Origin of the sequence: Aquisalimonas sp. 2447, assembly GCF_012044895.1 — a bacterium.
Classification (GTDB): domain Bacteria; phylum Pseudomonadota; class Gammaproteobacteria; order Nitrococcales; family Aquisalimonadaceae; genus Aquisalimonas.
This window is the reverse complement of record NZ_CP050695.1, coordinates 3,940,249-3,962,773: the sequence shown is the minus strand read 5'-3', so window position 1 is coordinate 3,962,773 and position 22,525 is coordinate 3,940,249. Positions and strand designations below refer to the sequence as shown.

The following is a 22,525-nucleotide window of genomic DNA, read 5'->3' as shown; positions in this document are numbered from 1 at the left end:
AGGTAGACAATGGAACTCGCTAGCCTGATTGCGGACGTGCAGGGCATGACCGTCATCGCCGTGGCCATCATCCTTTCCGCCGGCGCCCTGGGTACCGCCCTTGGCTTTGCCATCATGGGCGGCAAATTCCTTGAGAGCATTGCCCGGCAGCCCGAGCTGGCCGCCATGCTCCAGGGTCGCATGTTCCTGCTGGCCGGCCTGCTGGACGCCATCTCCATGATCGGCGTGGGTCTGTCGCTGTTCTTCATCTTTGCCAACCCGTTCGTGGGTGCCATCGAGGCCGCCGCTGGCGCGTAATCCTCGGCAACGGCTAATCCACTGGAACAGGTACTGGAGGTGATGGCATGGACATCAATGCCACGCTATTAGGCCAGGCCCTCGGCTTCGCGGTGTTCGTCTGGTTCACCATGAAGTTCGTCTGGCCGCCCCTGTCCTCCGCCATGAAGGCGCGACAGGAGAAGATCAGCGATGGTCTTGCCGCATCCGAGCGCGGTCGCGAGGAGCTCGAAAAGGCCGAGGCCGAGAAGGCCGAGCTCATCAAGGAGGCTCGCCAGCAGGCGAGCGACATCCTCGAGCAGGCCAACAAGCGCTCCAACGAGATCATCGAGGAAGCGCGTGAGTCGGCCCGTGCCGAGGGTGAGCGCCAACTGGCGCAGGCCCAGGCACAGATCGAGCAGGAGATCACCAAGGCCAAGACCGAGCTTCGCGATCAGGTCGTGACGCTGGCCATCACCGGTGCCAGTCGCGTTCTGGAGCGGGAAGTGGATGCCAAGGCCCACAACGATCTCCTCCAGGACCTGGCGAAACAGCTCTGAGGCTAAACGATGGCTGCCGATTTCAACACCATCGCCCGACCCTACGCCCAGGCGGTGTTCAAGCTCGCCCGGGACAAGGGGACCCTGGCTCAATGGTCCGACACCCTCGGACTGCTGGCAGCCCTGGTGGAGGACGACAACCTCAACCCGCTGCTGGCCAGTCCGAAGCTGTCTCCGGATCAGGCCAGAGATCTGGTGCTGCGCATCGCGGGTGAGCACCTGGACGCCGAGGGTGGCAATCTCGTCAAGCTGCTGGCCGAGAAGGGTCGCCTGCTGGCGGCGCCGGCCATGGCCCGGCAGTACGAGGACCTCCGAGCAGAGGAGGAAGGCACCCTGGACGCCACCGTTGTTTCCGCCCAGGCGCTGGACGACAAGCTCCAGAAGGAGCTCGAGGCGGCGCTTGGTAAGCGGCTCAAACGCAAGGTGCGACTGCACAGCGAGGTGGACGAACATCTCATGGGCGGTGCCGTGCTCCGCGCCGGGGATCTGGTAATCGATGGTTCGGTACGCGGGCGGCTGGATCGGCTGGCCACAGTGCTGAACCGGTAAGGGGATGACTCCAATGCAACTCAAAGCTTCGGAAATCAGCGATCTCATCAAGCAGCGCATCGAGAATTTCGATGCCGTTGCCGAGGCCCGCAACGAAGGTACCGCCGTCTCCGTACAGGACGGCATTGTCCGTGTCGCTGGCCTGGCGGACGTGATGCAGGGCGAAATGCTCGAGTTCCCGAACGAGACTTACGGCATGGCGCTGAACCTCGAGCGCGATTCCGTCGGTGTCGTGATCCTCGGTGACTATACCCATATTTCCGAGGGTGACCCGGTCAAGTGCACCGGCCGCATCCTGGAGGTGCCGGTGGGTGAAGCTCTGCGTGGCCGCGTGGTGGATGCCCTCGGCAATCCCATTGACGGCAAGGGGCCCATCGAGACCGAGCACTCCTCGCCGGTGGAGAAGGTCGCCCCGGGCGTGATCGCGCGGCAGAGCGTGGATCAGCCGGTACAGACCGGTCTCAAGGCCATCGACTCCATGGTGCCCATCGGCCGCGGTCAGCGTGAGCTGATCATCGGCGACCGCCAGACCGGCAAGACCGCCGTGGCCGTGGACGCCATCATCAACCAGAAGGGCACGGGGATCACCTGCATCTACGTGGCCGTGGGTCAAAAGAACTCCACCATCGCCAGTGTGGTGCGCAAACTGGAAGAGCACGGCGCGATGGATCACACCATCGTTGTCTGCGCCGGGGCCTCCGAGTCGGCCGCGCTCCAGTTCATTGCACCTTACGCCGGCTGCGCCATGGGCGAGTACTTCCGTGACACCGGCGAAGACGCGCTGATTGTCTTCGACGACCTGACCAAGCAGGCGTGGGCGTACCGCCAGGTGTCCCTGCTGCTGCGCCGCCCGCCCGGCCGCGAGGCCTACCCGGGTGATGTTTTCTACCTGCACTCCCGTCTGCTGGAGCGCGCGGCGCGCGTCAACGCCGACTTCGTCGAGGAGCAGACCGGTGGCAAGGTCAAAGGCAAGACCGGCTCCCTGACCGCGCTGCCGATTATCGAGACCCAGGCCGGTGACGTGTCCGCCTTCGTGCCCACGAACGTGATCTCCATCACCGACGGCCAGATCTTCCTGGAATCGGACCTGTTCAACTCCGGCATCCGGCCGGCCATCAACGCCGGTATCTCGGTCTCGCGAGTCGGTGGCTCGGCGCAGACAAAGATCATCAAGAAATTCGGCGGCGGTATTCGACTGGCCCTGGCCCAGTACCGGGAGCTGGCAGCGTTCGCCCAGTTCGCCTCCGACCTGGACGCCGCGACCCGGCACCAGCTGGAGCGTGGCGAGCGGGTCATGGAGCTGATGAAGCAGAAGCAGTACACGCCGCTGTCCATTGCCGATATGGCGGTGTCGCTGTTTGCGGCCAACGAAGGCTACCTGGATGACCTGGAGGTCAAGCAGGTGGGCCCCTTCGAAGCTGCGGCGCACGCGCATCTGCGTGGTCAGCATGCGGAGCTGCGTAAGCAGATCAACGAGACGGGCGACTTCAACGACGACATCGCGAGCAAGCTTCACAAGCTGCTCGAAGAGGTCAAGTCGCAGGGCTCCTGGTAAAGCTGAAGAGGTCCGCCGATGTCGGGCGCCAAAGAAATACGCACGCAGATCAGCAGCGTTCAGAATACGCAGAAGATCACCAGTGCCATGGAAATGGTGGCCGCGAGCAAGATGCGGTCTGCCCAGGCACGCATGCAGGCCACGCGGCCATACGCTGAGAAGATTCGTTCGGTGGTCAGTCATCTGTCCCGGGCGCAGCCGGAGTATCGCCATCCGTTCCTGGTGGAGCGCGATGTCAAGCGCGTCGGCTACATTCTCGTGACTTCTGACCGGGGACTGTGCGGCGGACTCAACGCGAACCTGTTCCGCAAGTTCCTGCCGGAGTTGCAGCGTTGCGACGAGCGTGGGGTGGGCGTGGATGTCTGCCCCATCGGCAACAAGGGCGCCCAGTTCGTCAATCGCCTGAGTGGTGTCAACACCCTGGCCCAGGCGACCCATCTGGGTGATACGCCGCACCTGGCGGACCTGCTCGGCACCATCAAGGTGATGCTCGACGGCTACCGTAACGGCGAAATCGATCAGATCCGGCTGGTGTACAACGAGTTCGTCAACACCATGACCCAGCAGCCCACGGTGGAGACACTGCTGCCCCTGCCCACGCTCGACGATCCGGAGCTGGACGAGCAGAAATACAGCTGGGATTACATCTACGAGCCGGATCCGGCTCTGGTGCTCGACGAGCTTTTGCAGCGCTATGTGGAATCGCTGGTGTATCAGGCAGTGGTCGACAACATCGCCAGCGAACAGGCGGCCCGAATGGTGGCAATGAAGGCGGCGTCGGATAACGCCGAATCACTGATCGAAGATCTGCAGTTGTCGTACAACAAGGCACGGCAGGCCGCCATCACCACGGAGCTCACGGAAATCGTGTCCGGCGCGGCCGCGGTCTGACGGATCGCGGGCTACGCGCCCCGGCAGGGCGACCGTACCGTTTTCTAGAATTGCATTGAGAGGAACTGGGGTATGAGCTCAGGAAAGATTGTCCAGATCATCGGCGCCGTGGTGGACGTGGAATTCCCCCGCGATGCCGTGCCGAACGTCTATGACGCGCTGACCGTCGACGAGGAAGGTCTGCTCCTGGAGGTCCAGCAGCAGACCGGCGACGGTGTCGTGCGATGCATCGCAATGGGGACCACTGACGGTCTCAAGCGTGGCCTCGCCGTAACCAACAGTGGCAAGGGCATCTCGGTGCCGGTGGGCACCAAGACCCTGGGGCGCATCATGGACGTCCTGGGCCGACCCATCGACCAGCAGGGCGAGATCGGACACGACACCGAATGGGTCATCCACCGCAAGGCGCCCACGTTCAACGACCAGTCCGCCAGCGCCGAGCTGCTGGAGACCGGCATCAAGGTGATCGACCTGATGTGCCCCTTCGCCAAGGGCGGCAAGGTCGGCCTGTTCGGCGGCGCCGGCGTGGGCAAGACCGTCAACATGATGGAGCTCATCCGCAACATCGCCATCGAGCACTCCGGTTACTCGGTGTTCGCGGGTGTCGGCGAGCGGACCCGTGAGGGCAACGACTTCTACCACGAGATGACCGAGTCCAACGTGCTGGACAAGGTTGCGCTGGTGTACGGGCAGATGAACGAGCCACCGGGCAACCGCCTGCGCGTCGCGCTGACCGGCCTGACCATGGCCGAGTACTTCCGTGACGAAGGCCGCGACGTGCTGCTGTTCATCGACAACATTTACCGTTACACCCTGGCGGGTAACGAGGTGTCGGCGCTGCTGGGCCGCATGCCCGCGGCGGTGGGCTACCAGCCTACCCTGGCGGAGGAAATGGGTGTGCTGCAGGAGCGCATCACTTCCACCAAGACCGGCTCCATCACCTCCATCCAGGCCGTGTACGTGCCCGCGGACGACCTCACTGACCCGTCCCCGGCCACCACCTTCGCCCACCTGGATGCCACTGTGGTGCTGTCCCGCGACATTGCCTCGCTGGGTATCTACCCGGCGGTGGATCCGCTGGACTCCACCAGCCGGCAGCTGGATCCGCTGGTCATTGGTGACGAGCACTACGATACCGCCCGAGCGGTTCAGGGGACGCTGCAGCGTTACAAGGAGCTCAAGGACATCATCGCCATCCTGGGCATGGACGAGCTCTCCGAGGAGGACAAGCTGACCGTGTCCCGGGCGCGCAAGATCCAGCGCTTCCTGTCGCAGCCGTTCTTCGTCGCCGAGGTGTTCACCGGATCGCCGGGGACATACTGCTCGCTCAAGGAAACCATCCGCGGCTTCCGCGGCATTGTTGACGGCGAGTACGACTCCATTCCGGAGCAGGCCTTCTACATGGTTGGCACGATCGACGAAGCCGTCGAGAAGGCGAAGAACCTGTAACGTAGCCGTACTTAAGGTGCCCTAATGGCCAATACCATGCATCTGGACATCGTCAGCGCCGAAGAGGCCCTGTTCTCCGACGAAGTGGAGTTCGTGGTCGCTCGTGCCACCGAGGGCGAACTGGGCGTGACGCCCAGGCACGCTCCGCTGATGGCCAAGCTTCAGCCCGGCGACGTCCGTGTTCGCATGCCCGGCGGCGAGGAGCAGTTCTTCTACGTCTCTGGTGGCATGCTGGAGATCCAGCCTCACGTCGTCACCATCCTGGCGGATACCGCATTGCGGGCCAAGGATATTGACGAGGCCGCTGCGGAGGAAGCGAAGCGGCGCGCGGAGGAAGCCCTGCGTGACCGCACCGCCGAGGTGGATTATGCTCGCGTGCAGACGGAGCTTGCCGCGGCGGCCGCCCAACTGCGGGCGCTACAGAGCCTGCGCCGTAAACGCGGCAACTGACTCCGTCGCGCCGGCTGTGCGTCATACCAGGCCGCCGCCTCCGCCCTGCGGACGCGGCGGTTTTTGTTCCCGGGAACGGAATCGCCCCATGACGGAAACCACCACTGCGCCCATCCACGTTGTCGTTCTGGCTGCCGGGCAGGGCACGCGCATGCGTTCCCGGCTGCCGAAGGTTCTGCATCGCCTGGCCGGGCGGCCCATGCTGGAGCATGTGGTCGCCACTGCCGCCGCACTGTCGCCGGATGCCATTCATGTGGTTCACGGCCATGGCGGTGAGTCGGTGCGCGCCGCTCTGTCCGCCGCGCCGGTGAACTGGGTGGAGCAGCCCGAGCAGCTCGGCACGGGGCATGCGGTGCAGCAGGCCATGCCGGCCGTTCCCGACGATGCCGTGGTGCTGGTGCTTTGCGCCGACGTGCCCCTGGTCCGCCCGGCGACGCTGCAGCAACTCGTGGCGGCCGCCGCGGGTGACGGGCCGGCGGTCCTCGGTGTCCATGCAGAAGATCCCGCAGGTTACGGCCGCATCATTCGCGACAACGCTGGCGCAGTGGAGCGGATCGTGGAACACAAGGACGCCAGCGCCGCGGAGCGCGCGGTCACCGAGATCAACACGGGCCTGCTCGCCTGTCCGGCCGGCCGCCTGCGAGAGTGGCTCGGCCGTTGTACCAGCGACAACGCCCAGGGCGAGTATTATCTCACCGACGTGGTGGGACTGGCCCGGGGGGATGGAACCTCCGTTGCCGGTGTGCTCGCCGGCGACGCGGATGAAGTGGCCGGCGTCAACGACCGCGTGCAGCTGGAGGCCGCAGAGCGCCGCCTGCAGCGCCGTCAAGCCGAAGCCGCGATGCGCGAGGGCCTTGGTCTGGCCGACGCTTCGCGGTTCGATCTCCGTGGCGAACTCACCTTTGGTCAGGACTGCACCGTCGACACCGGTGTGGTGATCGAGGGGCGCGTGCGCCTGGGTGACAACGTGCGCATCGGGCCATGCACCGTTCTCCGGGATGTCACCATTGAGGACGATGCCACCATCGAGAGCCACTGTGTGCTGGAGGAGGCGCATGTGGGCCGCGGCGCGACGGTGGGGCCCTTCGCCCGCCTGCGCCCCGGTGCCGAGCTGCGGGAAGGCGCGAAAGCAGGCAACTTCGTCGAGATAAAGAAGGCCGTGATCGGCCCCGGCAGCAAGGTCAACCACCTCAGCTACATCGGTGATGCGGAACTGGGGCGCGACGTCAACGTTGGTGCCGGCACCATCACCTGCAATTACGACGGCACCCACAAGCATCGCACCGTGATCGGCGATGGCGCGTTCATCGGCTCGGACAGCCAGCTGGTGGCGCCCGTCAGCGTCGGTGCTGGTGCCTACCTTGGAGCGGGCACGACGCTCACCCGCGACACGGCCCCGGAGAGCCTGACCGTCACCCGTGCGCCGCAGAAAAGCGTTGAGGGCTGGGCACGGCGGCGCCGGCGTGAGTGAATGACGCGGCGGCGGTTGACGTTCGCGCCCGTGTCCCCATGATGAGGTAGTAGGCGCCCGCTGCGATTCTCACGGGAGCGTGGCGGCCGGGATCAAGATGCCAGGAGGATCATCGCTCATGTATGAACACGCTGTAGTGGCCGCCCATTTCGCATCCGCCTCCACGGGGCTGCTGGAGGAACTCACCGAACTCCACAAGCTCGGTACCCGCCACCTCACCCTGGTGGACGTGCTGCGCTCCCACCATTCGGATACTCAGGACGAAGCTAATCGGCAGGAGGCGCGCCGTCGTCTGGAAGAGGAGAAAAGTACCCTCGAGGGCGCCGGATTCCAGGTGAACATCGAGCTCCGCACCGGGCAGCCCGCCTACGAGCTCTCCGCCATCGCCCGCGCACGCCAGGCGGATCTGATTTTGGTGGGGTCCCGTGGCGAAAGCCGTTTCCGGGAGTTCCTCCGTGGCTCCACGGTGCTGCAGCTCATCCGCAAGACAACGACCCCGACGCTGATCGAGCCCATCGGTGATCGGCCGCGGGTCTCCGGCCGTGGTTTCCGCTCCGTCCTGCTGGGCACCGATTTTTCCGATTCCTGCTTCGAGGCCGAACGCCACGCCGCCGAGCTGGCAGCTCACGCCGAGAAGATCGTGCTCTGCCATGTCCTCGAGCAGGAAGTGATCGAGGACATCGGCGCCGGTCTCGCCCGGGAACAGGCGCAGGGCCGCCTGGAGGCCCTGGTGGAGCAGTATGGTGCAGGCCGTGACCGTGTTGTCACCCGTCTGGAAGAGGGCACCCCGTCGCGCGTGCTGGCGGATGTTGCCGAGGAAGAGGGCAGCACCATGTTGATTGTCGGCAAGCGCGGCCGGAGCCCGATCCGCGAACTCATGCTCGGCAGCACCACGGAGAGCGTCGTTCGCCGCGCCAGCCAGTCGGTGCTCATGGTGCCGCGTTCCAGCCTGATCTGAACCCGAAGGAGTACGGGTATGTGTGGGATTGTCGGTGCTGTTGCCGAGCGGGATGTCATCCGCATCCTGCTGGAGGGTCTCAAGCGCCTCGAATACCGGGGCTACGACTCCGCTGGCATGGCGGTGCTGCAGCGCGACGGCGGCATTGACCGACGTCGCGCCGTAGGCAAGGTGGCGGCCCTGGAGGAGGCGCTCACCGCCCAGCCCATGAGCGGGGCAACCGGCATCGCGCACACCCGCTGGGCCACTCACGGCCGGCCCACCGACGCCAACGCGCATCCCCACCTTGCCCGGGGCCGCATCGCCGTGGTCCACAACGGTATCATCGAGAACTACGAGGCGTTACGCCGCAATCTCGAGGCGGATGGCTACACCTTTGAATCGGAGACCGACACCGAGGTGGTGGTCAACGAAATCCACCGTCACGTCGCTGCCGGCAATGACCTGCTGGAGGCGGTCCGCCGAACTGTTGCGGATCTCCATGGCGCGTTCGCCCTCGGCGTGATCTCCGTGGACGAGCCCGAGCGCCTGGTGGCGGCCCGTCGGGGCAGCCCCTTGGTGCTCGGTATCGGTATCGGCGAGCACTTCATCGCCTCGGATGTTTTCGCACTGCTGCCGGTGACGCAGAGCTTCGTCTTCCTGGAAGAAGGTGATATCGCCGATGTTCGCCGCGATTCGCTGCAAGTTCACGATGTTGATGGCCAGCGAGTGGAACGGCCGGTGCGGGTGTCGGAAGTCTCCCCGGATGCCGTGGAATTGGGCGGCTATCGTCACTTCATGCTCAAGGAAATCCATGAGCAGTCCCGGGCGCTGACCGAGACCCTGGAGGGGCGGCTGTCCCGGGACACGGTGCTGCCGGAAATCTTCGGCCCCGATGCCCTGCCCATCTTCGACACGGTGCAGCGGGTGCAGATCGTCGCCTGCGGCACCAGTTACCACGCCGGCATGATCGCCCGCTACTGGTTCGAGAGCCTTGCCGGACTGCCCTGCGATGTGGAGGTTGCCAGCGAATTCCGCTACCGCCGCCATGTGGTTCCGCCTGCAACCCTGTTCGTGACCATCTCCCAGTCCGGCGAGACCGCGGATACCCTGGCGGCCCTGCGGGAGGCCAAAACCCTGGGCTACGCCGCCAGCCTAACCATCTGCAATGTGCCGGAGAGCTCGCTGGTGCGGGAGTCGGACCTGACCCTCATGACCCGCGCCGGTCCGGAAATCGGCGTGGCGTCCACCAAGGCGTTCACCACCCAGCTGGCGGCATTGCTGTTACTCGTGGCCGCACTGGGCCGCCGGCAGGCCCTGGACGGGGCCACGGAAGCCCGCCTGGTGGCCGCGCTGCACGACCTCCCCGCCGCCGTGGAGCGAACCCTGGCGCTGGAGCCCCGGATCGCGGCCCTGGCCGAGCGCTTCGTGGACAAGCGCCACAGCCTGTTCCTGGGGCGCGGGCCGCAATTCCCGGTGGCGCTGGAAGGGGCCCTCAAGCTCAAGGAGATCTCCTACATCCACGCCGAGGCGTATCCCGCCGGCGAACTCAAGCACGGGCCCCTGGCCCTGGTTGATGCCGAGATGCCCGTGGTCGCTGTGGCGCCCAACGACGAACTGCTGGAGAAGCTGAAATCCAACCTGCAGGAAGTCGAGGCGCGGGGTGGAGAACTACTGGTGTTTGCCGATGACCAGGTGACCTTCACGCCGAGGGCCGGCTTGACAGTCCTGCCGGTGCCGGCGGTGGACGAGTTCGTGGCGCCGCTGGTGTTTACCATCCCATTGCAGCTGCTGGCCTATCATGTGGCCGTGCTCAAGGGCACGGACGTGGACAAGCCGCGCAATCTCGCCAAGTCGGTGACGGTGGAGTAAGCGGCGGCGTGCGGCCCCGGTTGCTCAGCCGCGCCAGGGCGAAACCACGACCCGCCCCGCATTATGCGACTCCTCCAGCCCGTCGGCAGCAGCGTCCAGCACCGTTGCCGGGGTCGGCCCGGTCGTGGTCGCCTGCTGGTCCAGGCTGCAAAGTGTCATCCCGGCGCCCGCACTGACGAAACCTTCGCGGGTGCGGTAGGCCCGCAGGTTCAGGGCCTGATGGAGTCGGCGAAAGGTGTTCGGGTGGCAACTGTCACCGCGGTCATGGTGCATGAGTACGGCGAAGGTGGTGCCGTCCAGGGTTCCGATCCGGTCCAGCGGCCGCACGCCACGCCGGAGACGTTGCGCCATGGTCGCCAGTATTTCGCCGACGGCGGCATCACCGTGCTTCTGCCGCATTGCCTTGGCATCCGCCAACCGCACCAGTGCAACACACACGCTGCCTCCCCGCGCCTCCGTGTGGCGCAGCAGCCTCTCCAGCTCCGCCTCGACAAACTCCCGGTTGCCCAGGCCGGTGGCGGTGTCGAAGTTCTCCGGTGAGCCCGCTTCCCGGGTCAGCACCTGGAGCTGTCGTTTCGCCGTCAGCAGCTCGTTCTGCAGCTGGGAGATGCGGCCCGCGGCATGCACGCGGGCGAGAAGCTCCTGGTTATCCGGGGACTTGTTGATGAAGTCGTCGACACCGCTGTCAAAGGCTTCCGTGAGGGACTGCATGCCTTCCTTGGCCGTCAGCAGGATGACGTACGTGTAGTGATCCGTTTCCTCGTCGAGATGGCGCACCTCGCGGGTGAGGTTCAGGCCGTCCATCTCCGGCATCAGCCAGTCGGCCACCAGAATACCGGCCTGGCGCTCGCGCAACATGGCCAGCGCCTCCTCAGCCGAGCCTGCGACCCGTAGATCCGAAAACCCCGTGCTGTGCAGCACCCGTCGCAGCATTTCCAGGGTGAAACGGGCGTCATCGACGATGACGACGGGAATGCTGCGATCGCTCCCGGTGGCATGAACCGACGACATGGCGAGATCCCTTCTTCTCGTTATTCAGCGTGCCCCAATCCAAGTATCATACGGGTCCACGCTGTTACTGTGGAACTCCCATGAATCTGCGCGATCTCCGCTACCTGGTTGCAGTGGCCGAGCACCGTCACTTCGGTCGCGCCGCCGACGCTTGCTTTGTCAGCCAGCCCACCCTGAGCGCGCAGTTGAAGAAGCTGGAGGCGTTCCTCGGCGCGCAGCTCGTGGAGCGTTCCAGCAAACAGGTCATGCTGACGCCCATCGGCGACGAAGTCGCCCGGCGTGCCCGGCTCATACTCAATACTGCCGACGACATCGTGGAAGTGGCCCGTGCGGCCCACGACCCACTGGCCGGTGATCTGCGCCTGGGGGTGATCCCCACCGTTGCCCCGTACCTGTTGCCCCATCTCTTTCCTGCCCTGGCGCAGGAGTTGCCGCAGTTACGGCCCCTGCTGCACGAAGAGCCGACGGCCCGTTGCCTGGACAAACTCCGCCAGGGCGCCCTGGATGCAGCCATCATCGCCGTACCCGTGGAAGGCGGCGACGCCTTCCCCCAACTGACCCTCTACGACGAGCCGTTCCTGCTGGCCGCGCCGGAGGATCACCCGTTGGCGGCGCACCCGCGTCTGAGCCTCGACGACCTGATGGACACGCGCATGCTGCTGCTGGACGAAGGCCACTGCCTGCGCGACCAGGCGCTGAGCCTGTGCCACGCGGTGGGCGCCGTGGAAGCAACCGAGTTCCGCGCCACCAGCCTCGAGACCCTGCGGCAGATGGCCGCCACCGGTGCCGGGCCCACCCTGCTGCCGGAACTCGCCACCGGTACCGTCGGCGAAGGCGGCCTGGCCCTGCGGCGGTTCCTGGACCCCCAACCCCGTCGCCGCATTGCCGCCCTGTGGCGCAAGGGGTCGGCCCGGGAGCCGGCTGTGCGAGCGCTGGTGCGGGTCGTCCGTGCCCTGGACCCCGTGCACCGCCTGGCCGCGTCACTGGAGCATGCCCCCGCCAGCGCCTGAGTTGCTACACTGCGCACCCATGGACGTATCCGACATTCTCGATCCCTTGAACGACGCCCAGCGCGAGGCCGTGAGTGTCCCCTTGGGCCACAATCTGGTGCTGGCCGGGGCCGGCAGCGGCAAGACCCGGGTGCTGGTGCATCGTGCCGCCTGGCTGGGCCGGGTGGAAAATGCCCCGCCCTACAGCATCCTCGCGGTGACCTTCACCAACAAGGCGGCGGCAGAGATGCGCGGCCGCATCGAACGGCTGTTGGGCTACTCCGCCGCCGGCATGTGGACCGGTACCTTCCACGGTCTCGCCCACCGTCTGCTGCGCCGTCACTGGCGGGAGGCGGGGCTCACGGAGACCTTCCAGATCCTGGACGCCGAAGACCAGCGCCGACAGGTGAAGCGGGTCATGCGGCTGCTGGAAATCGACGAAAGCCGTTTCCCGGTGCGCCAGGTGCAGGGCTACATCAATGCCCGCAAGGACGACGGCCACCGGCCCGCGGACCTCGGCACTGGCGGCGACCCCTATACCGAGCGCCTGGTGCGCATCTATGCGGCCTACCAGGAGGCCTGCGATCGCAATGGCCAGGTGGATTTTGCCGAGCTGCTGCTGCGCAGTTTCGAGCTGCTGCGGGATCACCCGGGACTGCTCGCCCACTACCGCGGGCAGCTCCGGCACTTCCTGGTGGATGAGTTCCAGGATACCAACGGCATCCAGTACGCCTGGCTGCGTCAGCTCGCCGGCAACGACGCCGACCTGTTCGTGGTCGGGGATGACGATCAGTCCATCTACGGCTGGCGGGGGGCCCGGGTGGAGAACATCCGCCGGCTCAGCGACGACTACCCGGGCATGAAGGTGATGCGCCTGGAACAGAACTACCGTTCCACGGAAACCATTCTCACCGCCGCCAACACCCTGATCGCCCACAACAGCGGGCGCATGGGCAAGAACCTGTGGACCGACGGCGCCGAGGGCGACCCGGTGGCCATCTACGCTGCCTTCAACGAACTGGACGAGGCGCGCTACGTGGTGGAGCGCATTGTCGAACAGATCGAGAACCAGGGGCTGGCGCGCAGCGACATGGCCATTCTCTACCGCTCCAATGCCCAGTCCCGGGTGTTCGAGGAGGCGCTGCTCACCCGCGGCCTACCCTACCGCGTCTATGGCGGGCTGCGCTTCTTCGAGCGCGCCGAAATCAAGGATGCCCTGGCCTACCTGCGGCTGCTGGACAACCGTGATGACGACCCCTCGTTCGAGCGGGTGGTGAATACCCCCGCCCGCGGCATCGGCGGCAAGACCGTGGATACCCTGCGTGAGCAAGCCCGTGCCCGCGGCGTGAGCCTCTGGGCCGCCGCCCGGGCGGCCATTGCCGATCGTAGCCTGCCGGGCCGTGCGGCGACGTCGGTGACCCGCTTTCTGGCGCTCATCGATGCCCTGGGCGAGGAGGCCGCGGAGCAGCCCCTGGCGGAACAGATCGACGTGGTGGTTCGCGGTTCCGGCTTGCGCGAGCTGTTCCAGAAGGACAGCAGCGACCGTGGCGAGTCGCGCCTGGAGAACCTGGACGAACTGATCAACGCCGCCCGCCACTTCGAGCAGGAGTGGGAGGGCGACGAGGACATGGACGTGCTCACCGCATTCCTGTCCCATGCCGCCCTGGAGGCCGGCGAGGGCCAGGCGGACGCCTGGGAGGACTGCGTCCAGCTCATGACCCTGCACTCTGCCAAGGGACTCGAGTACCCGGTGGTGTTTCTCACCGGCCTTGAGGAAGGCCTGTTTCCCCACCGCATGTCCGCCGAGGACCCGGACCGTCTCGAGGAGGAGCGGCGGTTGTGTTATGTCGGCCTCACCCGGGCACGCCAGCACGCCGTCATGACCTGGGCCGAGAAACGTCGCCTGCACGGCTCCGAGACCTTCGGCGCGCCGTCACGGTTTCTCGCCGAGCTGCCGGAGCACTGCGTGCAGCACGTGCGCACCCGCATGAACGTCTCTCGCCCGCAGATGGCCGTGCGTGCCGGGCTGGGGGAACCCATGGCGCCCCAGGAGGCGGCTTTCAGTCTGGGGCAGCGGGTTCACCACCCGAAGTTCGGCGACGGCATCGTGCTGCAGTACGAGGGCCAGGGGCCCAGTGCCCGGGTGCAGGTGAACTTCACCGACGCCGGCACCAAATGGCTGGTGGCGGCCTACGCCAAGCTGGACAGCGCATAGGCGGGGGTGTTTGCGGTGCATCAAGATGCACCCTACGCAGCGGTACAGCGCCAGAGTATGGCACCCGTAGGGTGCATCTTGATGCACCTTCCAGCGGTCGCGGCTTCCGCCGCTCCTACGGTTGATGGTGCGGGCGCTGACCGTAGCAGCCGTAGGGTGGACCTTCAGGAGCGCCAGGCGAAGCCTGGTCGCTTGGGATTGGTGGCATGGAGGCGGCCATGAAATTGCGAGAGGGACCCAGCGGGCCGTTGAGCCCGCCCGGTAGAGGTTGGCCACCAGCCGGAAGCGAGTCTTGCGCTGCAGTGGGTAACTGCTGTGGTGAAGCGTAGACAGCGAGTGTCCAGGCTGCGTGATTGAGCCCCGAAATCCGCGACATTGTGGGTGCCGACGGTGTCTGAAGACCGGAAGGCAGTAACGCTGCACTGTAGAGGCCTGGTGTGGTGTGCCCGCCGGGGTCCGAGAGCGGGGCATGGGCACATTGGGGTCCCCCAGGAACCTGGGAGGGCCTGTCGTCTCCGCCTAAGAAGTAGACGGTGCGGGCGACCGCTGATCCGCAGTCCGGGCCAGTGGTGGGAGCGTCCTCCTGCTGCTGGAGCGAAGGCTGAGGGCGCTGCGGCGGTATGGTGCTGCGAGGACAGCCAGAGCGGTGCCAGACGGGCGGCAGGCAGTCGGAGTCTCCCATAGTACCGGAGCAGCCGGGGAACGCGCCCCAGCGGACCCGGTGAAGGGGAAGGGGAGACCGTGTGAGTGGAGCTGTTGGAGGGACCGATGGCGGAGGCATTGGACTCTGATCTCATCTCAACGCGATGCCAACAGATAGCGGATCTGGCGCGGCGTCTTCCGGACAGGCCGCTTTTGACGTTGGCCCATCACATTGACGAGGCGTGGTTGCGTGAGGCGTATCGACGCACGCGCAAGGACGGGGCGCCGGGCGTTGATGGTCGCACGGGTGCCGCCTACGGCGAGGAGCTTGAGGCGAACCTGAGCTCGCTGCTGGAGCGGGCGAAGTCCGGGGCGTACCGGGCGCCGCCGGTGCGGGGCACCTCGATCCCCAAGGGTGACGGGAGCGAGCGCCGAGCGCTCGGCATTCCGACGTTTGAGGACAAGGTGCTCCAGCGGGCGGTGGCGATGGTGCTGGAGGCGGTCTACGAGCCGGAGTTCCACGAGGGCTCGTACGGCTTCCGCCCGGGACGCTCGGCGCACCAGGCGCTGCAGGCGGTCTGGCGGCCGTTGATGGCGATGGGCGGTGGCTGGGTGATTGATCTTGACGTGCGCAAGTTCTTTGACCGGGTCGACCATGGTCTGTTGCGGGAGGTGCTGCGTCGGCGGGTACGTGACGGCGTGCTGGTTCGGTTGATCGGCAAATGGTTGAACGCCGGCGTGCTGGAGGAAGGGCAGTGGCGCCAGCCTGGCGGGGCACCCGCAGGGCGGGGTGATCTCGCCGATGCTCGCCAACATTTTCCTCCACGAGGTGCTGGATACGTGGTTCGAGGACAGTGTCCGGCCCCGGTTGCGCGGTGAGGCGCACCTGGTGCGTTTTGCCGACGATGCGCTGCTGGTGTTCGCCTGCGAGAGCGATGCCCGGCGGGTGATGGAGGTGCTGCCCAAGCGTTTTGCGCGCTACGGGCTGGAACTCCACCCGGAGAAGACCCGGGTTGTGCGGTTCGACCGGCCCGGATCGGGCGGAGGACCGCACCCGGAGACCTTCGATTTTCTCGGCTTCACCCACTACTGGGGGCGGTCGAGGCGAGGGCGCTGGTGGTCAAGCGCAAGACGGCGCGGGATGGCTGCGCCGGGCCATGCATGCAATCGATCGTTGGTGCTGTGTGATGCGGCATCACCCCGTGGTTGAGCAGTGGCAAGCCCTGAACCGCAGACTCCGGGGCCACTACGCCTACTTCGGCGTGCGTGGTAACTTTGCAGCGATCGACCAGGTCCGCTCCCAGGCGATGCGCTCCTGGCACCGATGGCTGTCGCGGCGCTCGCAGAAGGCGGCGATCCCGTGGTCGGAGTTCTCCCGGTTCCTGGAGTGTTACCCGCTCGCCCGGGCCAGGATCTGCGCCACGTAGCGAAGCCACTCACACGAGGAGCCACTTGCGGGAAACCCGCACGAGTGGATCTGTGGGGGCCGGCCGGGTAACCGGCCGGCCTACCCGACGTCCACCATTGCGGTCTTCGATGAACCACCTGGGCCTGCCTGTCGGCAGACGGCGGATCTAAAGATCCGCCCTACAGATCCAGCAGGATTTCCCGCTCCCGCGCCGAGGGCTCGAAACCGCGGTGCTCGTAGTGGTCGAAAATGGCCTCCACCACGTCCTTGGGGTCCTCCACCACCAGGAACAGATCCATGTCCTCGGGGTTGATGGTGCCTTCGGCCACCAGGGTGTCCTGGAACCAGTCGATCAGCCCGCGCCAGAACTGGCCGTGGACCAGAATGATGGGGATGCGTCGGGTCTTGCCGGTCTGCACCAGCGTGAGAATCTCGGCCAATTCGTCCAGGGTGCCGAAACCGCCCGGCAGCACCACGTAGGCCGAGGCGTATTTCACGAACATCACCTTGCGCGAGAAGAAGTGGCGGAAGTTCAGGCTGATGTCCTGGTAAGGGTTGCCACCCTGCTCCATGGGCAGCTGGATGTTGAGCCCGATGCTGGGCGCCTTGCCCTGGTAGGCGCCCTTGTTAGCCGCCTCCATGATCCCCGGACCGCCGCCGCTGACCACCGAGAAGCCTGCGTTGGAGAGCTGCCGGGAGGTCTCCTCGGCGAGGGCGTACCAGGGATGGTCCACGGGGGTGCGTGCCGAGCCGAACACGCTCACCGAGGGCTTGATCTGCGCCAGCCGCTCGAAGCCTTCAACGAACTCGGCCATGACCTGGAAGATTTTCCAGGACTCCCGGGTCATCAGGGAATCGTTGATGGGCGCGCGGCCGGCGAACTTGTCGGGTGTGGTCATAGGGTCCGTATTACTGATGGCGTCGTCCAGGAACTGTTCCGTGCGCGCTGCACGGTACGGCTTTGGCTCCATTATGTACCATGACGGGCCACGAAGGCAGTCAGTGTCGCGTCACACGAAAAGATTCCCGGAGGCACCATGCGTATTCATCGCCACCTGATCCCCGCCATTGCCCTCGCCGTTCTGCCGATCTCCAGTGCTCAGGCCGGACTCACCGGCGTCAGCGTCGGTGCGGGCCTGTGGAGCCAGGATCCTCGCGGTTACATGGAAAGTGACGGCAACCGCGCCGACGTGGAGGACGATCTGCAGATCGGTTCCGAGACCGGCTATTTCGTCTGGGCGGACCTGCGCCATCCCGTGCCGATCCTGCCGCGGCTGAAGCTGCAGTACACGCCGATCAACCTCACCGGCAGTGGAACGGTGGACAACTCGTTCGAGTTCGGTGGCGTCGGCTTCACAACTCAGGAAGATGTTGACTCCGAGGTGGAGCTGGACCAGACCGATATTGTCCTCTACTGGACCCCCTGGTCGCTGCTGTTCGATCTGGATGTGGGTTTGAACATCAAGTACATCGATGGCTTCGTCGAGGTGGAAAGCCAGAATAACGGTGAGCGAGAGAAGGTCTCCTTCTCCGGCCCGCTGCCCCTGGCCTACGCCCGCACGGAGTTCCGCATGCCGGGCACCGGTTTCTTCGGCGGCGGTGAGGGCAGCTTCCTGGCCTATGACGGCCACCGCATCGTGGACGTGACCCTGCGCGGCGGCTACCGTGCCGGGTACGGTGTCGGCTCCCTGGCCGTGGAGGGTGGCTGGAAATACCAGAACATCCGCCTGGACGACTTCGACGACATCGATGCCGACGTCACCGTTGAGGGGCCCTATATCGGGGTCTCGGCCCGCTTCTGACCTGGCTGGAGGATTGGCACCGCCCATGGCCGACATGATTCTGGTGGATGGCTCGTCGTACCTGTACCGGGCGTTCCACGCCCTGCCGCCGCTGAGCACATCCGCCGGCGAACCCACGGGCGCCGTCTACGGCGTGGCCAACATGCTGCGCAAGCTGCTGGACGAGTATGATCCCCGGCACATCGCCGTGGTCTTCGACGCCCCCGGGCGCACGTTCCGCGATGATCTGTTCGAGCAGTACAAGGCCAACCGCCCGAGCATGCCCGAGGATCTGCGCCCGCAGGTGGAGCCGCTGAAGGAGGTCGTGCGCGCGCTGGGCCTGCCGCTGGTGGAGGAGCCCGGGGTGGAAGCGGATGATGTCATCGGCACGTTGGCCCGGCAGGCCGAGGCCGATGGCTGGCAGGTGGTGATCTCCACCGGCGACAAGGACATGGCGCAGCTGGTCAGCGGCCACATTACCCTGCTCAACACCATGAGCGGGACCACGCTGGACCGCGACGGTGTGGCAGCGAAGTTCGGCGTGCCGCCGGAGCGCATCATCGACTACCTGGCCCTGGTCGGGGACACCTCGGACAACATCCCCGGCATCCCCAAAGTGGGCCCCAAGACCGCTGCCAAGTGGCTGGCGGAGCACGGTGACCTGGACAGCATTGTCGCCAACGCCGGCCAGGTCCGCGGCAAGATCGGCGAGAGCCTGCGGCAGCATCTGGACGACCTGCCGCTGTCCCGGGAGCTGGCCACCATCCGCTGTGATGTGGCCATGGACCGCAAACCGGCGGACCTGCAGCGGGGCGAGCCGGACATGGCGGCCCTGCGTGACCTGTATCGCCGCCTCGAGTTCTCCGCGTGGCTTTCGCAGCTGGGTGAGGATCCCGGGGAGGCCGGGGAAGCAGGTCTCGGCGGTGATTACGCCATGGTGGTGGAGCAGGAGGAGTTCGATGCCTGGCTCGCGCGGCTGCGGGATGCCGAGCTGTTCGCCTTCGACCTGGAGACCGATAGCCTGGATTACATGGTGGCCCGGATTGTCGGTCTCTGCTTTGCCGTCGAGCCCGGCGAGGCCATCTACATTCCGGTGGCGCATGATGGCCCCGGGGCTGTTGATCAGCTGGACCGCGATGCCGTGCTGGCGGCGCTGAAACCGCTGCTGGAGGACCCGGAGCGGCCCAAGGTGGGTCAGAACCTGAAGTACGACATGAGCGTACTGGCCCGCTACGGCATCCACATGCAGGGCATTCGCCACGACACCATGCTGCAGTCCTACGTACTGGACAGCACCGCCACCCGTCACGACATGGACTCCCTGGCGCTGAAGTACCTGGGCCGCGGCACCATCAAGTTCGAGGACGTGGCCGGCAAGGGCGCCCGGCAGATCACCTTCAACCAGGTTGATCTGGAACAGGCCACGGCGTACGCCTGCGAAGATGCCGACGTGACCCTGCAGCTGCACCGGGAGCTGTGGCCGCGGCTGGCGCAGATTCCCTCCCTGGCCACCGTCTACCAGGACATCGAAGTGCCGCTGTTGCCGGTGCTATCGCGCATGGAGCGTCAGGGCGTGCGCATCGACCGGGAGCTGCTGCGGACCCAGAGCCGGGAGCTGGCCGAGAAGATGCAGGCCGTGGAGGCGCGCGCCCACGAAGTCGCCGGTGGTCCGTTCAATCTCGGTTCGCCCAAGCAGATCCAGGAGATCCTGTTCGAACGCCAGGGTCTGCCGGTGGTGCAGAAGACCCCCAAGGGGCAGCCTTCCACCGCGGAGTCCGTGCTCCAGGAGCTGGCGGCGGACTACGAGTTGCCAAGCCTGATCCTGGAGCACCGGGGACTGTCCAAGCTCAAGTCGACTTACACGGACAAGCTGCCGCAGATGTGCAACACGGATACCGGCCGCGTGCACACTTCGTATCATCAGGCGGTGACCGCCACCGGGCGGCTGTCATCCAGTGATCCGAACCTGCAGAACATCCCGGTGCGCACCGCCGAGGGGCGGCGCATCCGGCAGGCCTTCGTCGCCACCCCGGGGTATCGTCTGCTGGCCGCCGACTACTCCCAGGTGGAGCTGCGCATCATGGCGCACCTGTCCGGGGACGACGGCCTGCGCCGGGCCTTCGAGCAGCGCCAGGACATCCACCGGGCCACCGCCGCCGAGGTGTTCGGTGGGGCGCCCGACCAGGTCACCGACGAGCAGCGCCGTGCCGCCAAGGCCATCAACTTCGGACTCATCTACGGCATGTCCGCCTGGGGGCTGGCGCGGCAGATCGGCGTGGAGCGCGGCGAGGCGCAGCAGTACGTGGATCTCTACTTCGACCGCTTCCAGGGCGTGAAGGCGTACATGGACCGCACCCGCAGCCAGGCCCACGAGCGGGGGTTCGTGGAGACGGTCTACGGCCGGCGGCTGTACCTGCCGGAGATCAACGCCAGCAATCAGCAGCGCCGGCAGTACGCCGAGCGCACCGCCATCAACGCGCCCATGCAGGGCACCGCGGCGGATATCATCAAGCGCGCCATGCTCCGGGTGGACGAATGGCTGCAGGCCGACGAGCCGGACGTGCTCATGGTCATGCAGGTGCATGACGAACTGGTGTTCGAAGTGCCGGAAACCGAGGTGGAGCCGGTGGCCGAGCGCATCCGCGGGCTCATGGTCCAGGCGGCATCCCTGGATGTCCCCCTGGAAGTGGATGTGGGGGTTGGCGCAAACTGGCACGAGGCCCACTGACCGGCGTCCCGGAGGACCGGAAAAGAAAAGGCCCCGGCTCTCGGGGGGGAAAGACCGGGGCCAACGTGACGACCCAGGGGAAGGGTCGTCGAAAGCCCGCTCAACATACAGGGGGGAGAGCGGGCAGCGCCGGGCACTGGCGCACTGATTAAGACCGTTCTGTCCCGGAAAAAGTTCCCTGATGTCAGCAGGCTCCGCGCCGAAGGGGCCATGGAGCCGGTTCGTGCTCAGTCCATGCCTTCGTCCAGGCCGAACCAGACGTCCAGCACCCGCCGCGCCTCGTCGACGCCGTGGCCGCGCAGGCCGGAGAACAGCTGGACGGTGGCGGCGGGGAACTCCGCGCCCAGAGTGGCGCGGACCTGTTGCAGGGTGTTGCCGGCGGCGCCGCGTTTGAGTTTGTCCGCCTTGCTCAGCAGTACGTGGGCAGGCAGGCCGGCATGGTCGCACCAGGCCAGCATCTGGCGATCGAACTCCTTCAGCGGGTGGCGGATGTCCATGATCAGCATCAGCCCCTGCAGCGCTTCCCGACGCCCCAGGTAGGCCGGCAGCACCTGGTCCCAGTGCGCCTTGATGCTGGCCGGTACCTTGGCATAGCCGTAGCCCGGCAGGTCCACCAGGGCGCGCTCGTCGTCCAGGGGGAAGATGTTGATGAGCTGGGTGCGCCCCGGGGTCTTGCTGATCCGCGCCAGCTGTTTCTGCCCGGTAATGGCGTTCAACGCACTGGACTTGCCAGCGTTGGACCGCCCCGCGAATGCCACTTCAAGGCCGGTATCGGGGGGGAGCTGGTCCAGGGCGTTGGCGCTTTTCAGGAACCAAGCCCGGGTATAGCGGTCACTCATGCTGATAGGTCTCGCGATATGGGTTGCCGGGCGCCCATGGTACAGGGCTTGTCAGGCGGCGTGTTGCCGGGGCAAATTGACCGGAACCGGGCCGGCTGGTATAAATCAGGTCGCTTTGTCCACAGGGCCGCGTGAACTCCCCACTGCCGTGCTCGCACCCCGGAATCGGGTTTGCGGAAGCCGCGTGCCAGGTGAGCGCGCCCCAGAGATTCCTCGTCTCCAGGAGTACACGATTCCATGAACAACTGGATCAAGGTGATTCTTGCCGGATCAGCGCTGGTTGCGGCACCGCTGCTGCAGGCCGGCGACATCTCCCGCGGTGAGGAGCTCTCCGGGTCCTGTGCCGCCTGCCACGGTGCCGATGGCAACAGCGACAACCCCGAATGGCCGAACATTGCCGGCCAGGGGCAGCGCTACCTGTTCGAGCAGCTGAAGGCGTACCAGACCGGCGACCGGGAGAATGCCGTGATGGCCGGCCAGGTGTCCGACCTGGATGAGCAGGACATGCGTGACCTGGCTGCATACTATGCCTCCCTGGAGCCGGGCGTCGCCGGCGGGGTGGACCCCGATCTCAGGGAACGCGGCGAGGACATCTACCGCGGCGGTATTCCGGACAAGGGCGTGGCGGCCTGCATGGCGTGCCACGGGCCTGCCGGTGCCGGCATGGCCGGCGCGGGCTTCCCGCGGGTGGGGGGGCAACACGCCCAGTACACCGCCGAGCAGCTGCGTAAGTACCGTGACGGCGATCGCGACACCGACCGGAACCGCATGATGCGGGATGTGGCCGAGCGCCTGTCCGATGACGAAATCGAAGCCGTCTCCTCGTATCTCTCTGGCCTGCACCGCCGTCAGAGCGACTGACGACCGGGCTCCTTGGCCGGAGCGCTGATGCAGCGCCGCGGGCACCCCGCCTGCGGCGCACT

At 66.2% G+C, this 22,525-nt stretch carries 21 protein-coding genes; 18 read left to right on the top strand and 3 right to left on the bottom strand.

Translation table 11 applies throughout. The features are described 5' to 3' along the window. Positions 1 to 9: 9 nt before the first annotated feature. From atpE to glmS, 10 genes are all read left to right on the top strand, one after another. A complete protein-coding gene (atpE, locus tag KU884_RS18740; RefSeq protein WP_167784039.1) occupies positions 10 to 297 on the top strand; it encodes a F0F1 ATP synthase subunit C in 288 nt (95 codons plus the stop codon). Between the two features lie 47 nt (positions 298 to 344). Next, positions 345 to 815, top strand: a complete 471-nt coding sequence (locus KU884_RS18735; protein ID WP_167784038.1) for a F0F1 ATP synthase subunit B — start codon at positions 345 to 347, stop codon at positions 813 to 815. Positions 816 to 824: 9 nt separating this feature from the next. Further along, positions 825 to 1,364 carry a F0F1 ATP synthase subunit delta gene (locus KU884_RS18730; RefSeq protein ID WP_167784037.1) on the top strand — a complete coding sequence of 180 codons (540 nt, stop codon included), beginning with the start codon at positions 825 to 827 and terminating at the stop codon, positions 1,362 to 1,364. A gap of 13 nt (positions 1,365 to 1,377) precedes the next feature. Beyond that, positions 1,378 to 2,919, top strand: coding sequence for a F0F1 ATP synthase subunit alpha (atpA, locus tag KU884_RS18725; protein WP_167784036.1), 1,542 nt, complete (start codon positions 1,378 to 1,380; stop codon positions 2,917 to 2,919). Between the two features lie 18 nt (positions 2,920 to 2,937). Next, complete coding sequence (gene atpG, locus KU884_RS18720; protein ID WP_167784035.1) at positions 2,938 to 3,810, top strand: F0F1 ATP synthase subunit gamma; 873 nt, start codon at positions 2,938 to 2,940, stop codon at positions 3,808 to 3,810. A 72-nt stretch (positions 3,811 to 3,882) separates the two neighbouring features. Then, positions 3,883 to 5,259, top strand: a complete 1,377-nt coding sequence (atpD, locus tag KU884_RS18715; RefSeq protein WP_167784034.1) for a F0F1 ATP synthase subunit beta — start codon at positions 3,883 to 3,885, stop codon at positions 5,257 to 5,259. Between the two features lie 24 nt (positions 5,260 to 5,283). Continuing rightward, positions 5,284 to 5,709: a F0F1 ATP synthase subunit epsilon gene (locus KU884_RS18710; RefSeq protein ID WP_167784033.1), complete on the top strand. Its 426-nt coding sequence runs from the start codon at positions 5,284 to 5,286 to the stop codon at positions 5,707 to 5,709. An 88-nt stretch (positions 5,710 to 5,797) separates the two neighbouring features. Next, positions 5,798 to 7,180, top strand: coding sequence for a bifunctional UDP-N-acetylglucosamine diphosphorylase/glucosamine-1-phosphate N-acetyltransferase GlmU (gene glmU, locus KU884_RS18705; RefSeq protein ID WP_167784032.1), 1,383 nt, complete (start codon positions 5,798 to 5,800; stop codon positions 7,178 to 7,180). A gap of 118 nt (positions 7,181 to 7,298) precedes the next feature. Next, positions 7,299 to 8,138 (top strand): universal stress protein, encoded by an 840-nt coding sequence (locus tag KU884_RS18700; protein ID WP_167784031.1) that lies wholly within the window; start codon positions 7,299 to 7,301, stop codon positions 8,136 to 8,138. An 18-nt stretch (positions 8,139 to 8,156) separates the two neighbouring features. Further along, complete coding sequence (glmS, locus tag KU884_RS18695) at positions 8,157 to 9,989, top strand: glutamine--fructose-6-phosphate transaminase (isomerizing) (RefSeq protein WP_167784030.1); 1,833 nt, start codon at positions 8,157 to 8,159, stop codon at positions 9,987 to 9,989. Between the two features lie 24 nt (positions 9,990 to 10,013). Here the strand turns inward: glmS and KU884_RS18690 are convergent, their stop codons facing one another. Continuing rightward, entirely contained in the window at positions 10,014 to 11,000 is a 987-nt protein-coding gene (locus tag KU884_RS18690; RefSeq protein ID WP_167784029.1) for a response regulator, read from the bottom strand. 80 nt (positions 11,001 to 11,080) lie between these two features. On the opposite strand from KU884_RS18690, the gene KU884_RS18685 reads away from it, so the two are divergent. The 5 genes from KU884_RS18685 to KU884_RS19075 all read left to right on the top strand — a co-directional run bounded on the left by KU884_RS18685 (position 11,081) and on the right by KU884_RS19075 (position 16,273). Further along, complete coding sequence (locus KU884_RS18685) at positions 11,081 to 12,010, top strand: LysR substrate-binding domain-containing protein (RefSeq protein ID WP_167784028.1); 930 nt, start codon at positions 11,081 to 11,083, stop codon at positions 12,008 to 12,010. A gap of 19 nt (positions 12,011 to 12,029) precedes the next feature. Further along, complete coding sequence (gene uvrD / locus KU884_RS18680; RefSeq protein WP_167784027.1) at positions 12,030 to 14,204, top strand: DNA helicase II; 2,175 nt, start codon at positions 12,030 to 12,032, stop codon at positions 14,202 to 14,204. 861 nt (positions 14,205 to 15,065) lie between these two features. After that, complete coding sequence (locus tag KU884_RS19085; RefSeq protein ID WP_254432122.1) at positions 15,066 to 15,725, top strand: reverse transcriptase domain-containing protein; 660 nt, start codon at positions 15,066 to 15,068, stop codon at positions 15,723 to 15,725. Beyond that, positions 15,649 to 16,056 (top strand): reverse transcriptase domain-containing protein, encoded by a 408-nt coding sequence (locus KU884_RS19080; protein WP_254432026.1) that lies wholly within the window; start codon positions 15,649 to 15,651, stop codon positions 16,054 to 16,056. The genes KU884_RS19085 and KU884_RS19080 overlap by 77 nt, the downstream gene beginning before the upstream one ends. Continuing rightward, the gene (locus tag KU884_RS19075) at positions 16,034 to 16,273 is read left to right on the top strand and encodes a hypothetical protein (RefSeq protein WP_217351354.1); all 240 of its coding nucleotides are present in this window, start codon (positions 16,034 to 16,036) and stop codon (positions 16,271 to 16,273) included. Before KU884_RS19080 ends, KU884_RS19075 begins: the two co-directional genes overlap by 23 nt. A gap of 160 nt (positions 16,274 to 16,433) precedes the next feature. Here KU884_RS19075 and KU884_RS18670 read toward each other — a convergent pair whose 3' ends face one another. Further along, positions 16,434 to 17,153, bottom strand: coding sequence for a TIGR00730 family Rossman fold protein (locus tag KU884_RS18670; RefSeq protein WP_167784348.1), 720 nt, complete (start codon positions 17,151 to 17,153; stop codon positions 16,434 to 16,436). A gap of 138 nt (positions 17,154 to 17,291) precedes the next feature. Between KU884_RS18670 and KU884_RS18665 the strand changes: the two genes are divergently transcribed. Then, entirely contained in the window at positions 17,292 to 18,056 is a 765-nt protein-coding gene (locus tag KU884_RS18665; RefSeq protein ID WP_167784026.1) for a TIGR04219 family outer membrane beta-barrel protein, read from the top strand. Positions 18,057 to 18,081: 25 nt separating this feature from the next. Continuing rightward, positions 18,082 to 20,763 (top strand): DNA polymerase I, encoded by a 2,682-nt coding sequence (gene polA, locus KU884_RS18660; protein WP_167784025.1) that lies wholly within the window; start codon positions 18,082 to 18,084, stop codon positions 20,761 to 20,763. Positions 20,764 to 20,990: 227 nt separating this feature from the next. On the opposite strand, the gene yihA is transcribed toward polA, so the two are convergent. After that, positions 20,991 to 21,602 carry a ribosome biogenesis GTP-binding protein YihA/YsxC gene (yihA, locus tag KU884_RS18655; protein ID WP_167784024.1) on the bottom strand — a complete coding sequence of 204 codons (612 nt, stop codon included), beginning with the start codon at positions 21,600 to 21,602 and terminating at the stop codon, positions 20,991 to 20,993. Positions 21,603 to 21,839: 237 nt separating this feature from the next. On the opposite strand from yihA, the gene KU884_RS18650 reads away from it, so the two are divergent. Beyond that, positions 21,840 to 22,463 carry a cytochrome c gene (locus KU884_RS18650; protein ID WP_167784023.1) on the top strand — a complete coding sequence of 208 codons (624 nt, stop codon included), beginning with the start codon at positions 21,840 to 21,842 and terminating at the stop codon, positions 22,461 to 22,463. Positions 22,464 to 22,525: the final 62 nt, after the last annotated feature.

What these genes read in the sequence shown, in the direction of transcription:
- KU884_RS18665 (WP_167784026.1), top strand. Translation starts at nt 17,292, where the DNA reads ATGCGTATTCATCGCCACCTGATCCCCGCCATTGCCCTCGCCGTTCTG.
- KU884_RS18710 (WP_167784033.1), top strand. Translation starts at nt 5,284, where the DNA reads ATGGCCAATACCATGCATCTGGACATCGTCAGCGCCGAAGAGGCCCTG.
- uvrD (WP_167784027.1), top strand. Translation starts at nt 12,030, where the DNA reads ATGGACGTATCCGACATTCTCGATCCCTTGAACGACGCCCAGCGCGAG.
- KU884_RS18730 (WP_167784037.1), top strand. Translation starts at nt 825, where the DNA reads ATGGCTGCCGATTTCAACACCATCGCCCGACCCTACGCCCAGGCGGTG.
- glmU (WP_167784032.1), top strand. Translation starts at nt 5,798, where the DNA reads ATGACGGAAACCACCACTGCGCCCATCCACGTTGTCGTTCTGGCTGCC.
- yihA (WP_167784024.1), bottom strand. Translation starts at nt 21,602, where the DNA reads ATGAGTGACCGCTATACCCGGGCTTGGTTCCTGAAAAGCGCCAACGCC.
- atpD (WP_167784034.1), top strand. Translation starts at nt 3,883, where the DNA reads ATGAGCTCAGGAAAGATTGTCCAGATCATCGGCGCCGTGGTGGACGTG.
- atpE (WP_167784039.1), top strand. Translation starts at nt 10, where the DNA reads ATGGAACTCGCTAGCCTGATTGCGGACGTGCAGGGCATGACCGTCATC.
- glmS (WP_167784030.1), top strand. Translation starts at nt 8,157, where the DNA reads ATGTGTGGGATTGTCGGTGCTGTTGCCGAGCGGGATGTCATCCGCATC.
- KU884_RS18700 (WP_167784031.1), top strand. Translation starts at nt 7,299, where the DNA reads ATGTATGAACACGCTGTAGTGGCCGCCCATTTCGCATCCGCCTCCACG.
- KU884_RS18650 (WP_167784023.1), top strand. Translation starts at nt 21,840, where the DNA reads ATGAACAACTGGATCAAGGTGATTCTTGCCGGATCAGCGCTGGTTGCG.
- polA (WP_167784025.1), top strand. Translation starts at nt 18,082, where the DNA reads ATGGCCGACATGATTCTGGTGGATGGCTCGTCGTACCTGTACCGGGCG.
- KU884_RS19080 (WP_254432026.1), top strand. Translation starts at nt 15,649, where the DNA reads ATGCTCGCCAACATTTTCCTCCACGAGGTGCTGGATACGTGGTTCGAG.
- KU884_RS19075 (WP_217351354.1), top strand. Translation starts at nt 16,034, where the DNA reads ATGCGGCATCACCCCGTGGTTGAGCAGTGGCAAGCCCTGAACCGCAGA.
- KU884_RS18670 (WP_167784348.1), bottom strand. Translation starts at nt 17,153, where the DNA reads ATGACCACACCCGACAAGTTCGCCGGCCGCGCGCCCATCAACGATTCC.
- KU884_RS18690 (WP_167784029.1), bottom strand. Translation starts at nt 11,000, where the DNA reads ATGTCGTCGGTTCATGCCACCGGGAGCGATCGCAGCATTCCCGTCGTC.
- KU884_RS18735 (WP_167784038.1), top strand. Translation starts at nt 345, where the DNA reads ATGGACATCAATGCCACGCTATTAGGCCAGGCCCTCGGCTTCGCGGTG.
- atpG (WP_167784035.1), top strand. Translation starts at nt 2,938, where the DNA reads ATGTCGGGCGCCAAAGAAATACGCACGCAGATCAGCAGCGTTCAGAAT.
- KU884_RS18685 (WP_167784028.1), top strand. Translation starts at nt 11,081, where the DNA reads ATGAATCTGCGCGATCTCCGCTACCTGGTTGCAGTGGCCGAGCACCGT.
- atpA (WP_167784036.1), top strand. Translation starts at nt 1,378, where the DNA reads ATGCAACTCAAAGCTTCGGAAATCAGCGATCTCATCAAGCAGCGCATC.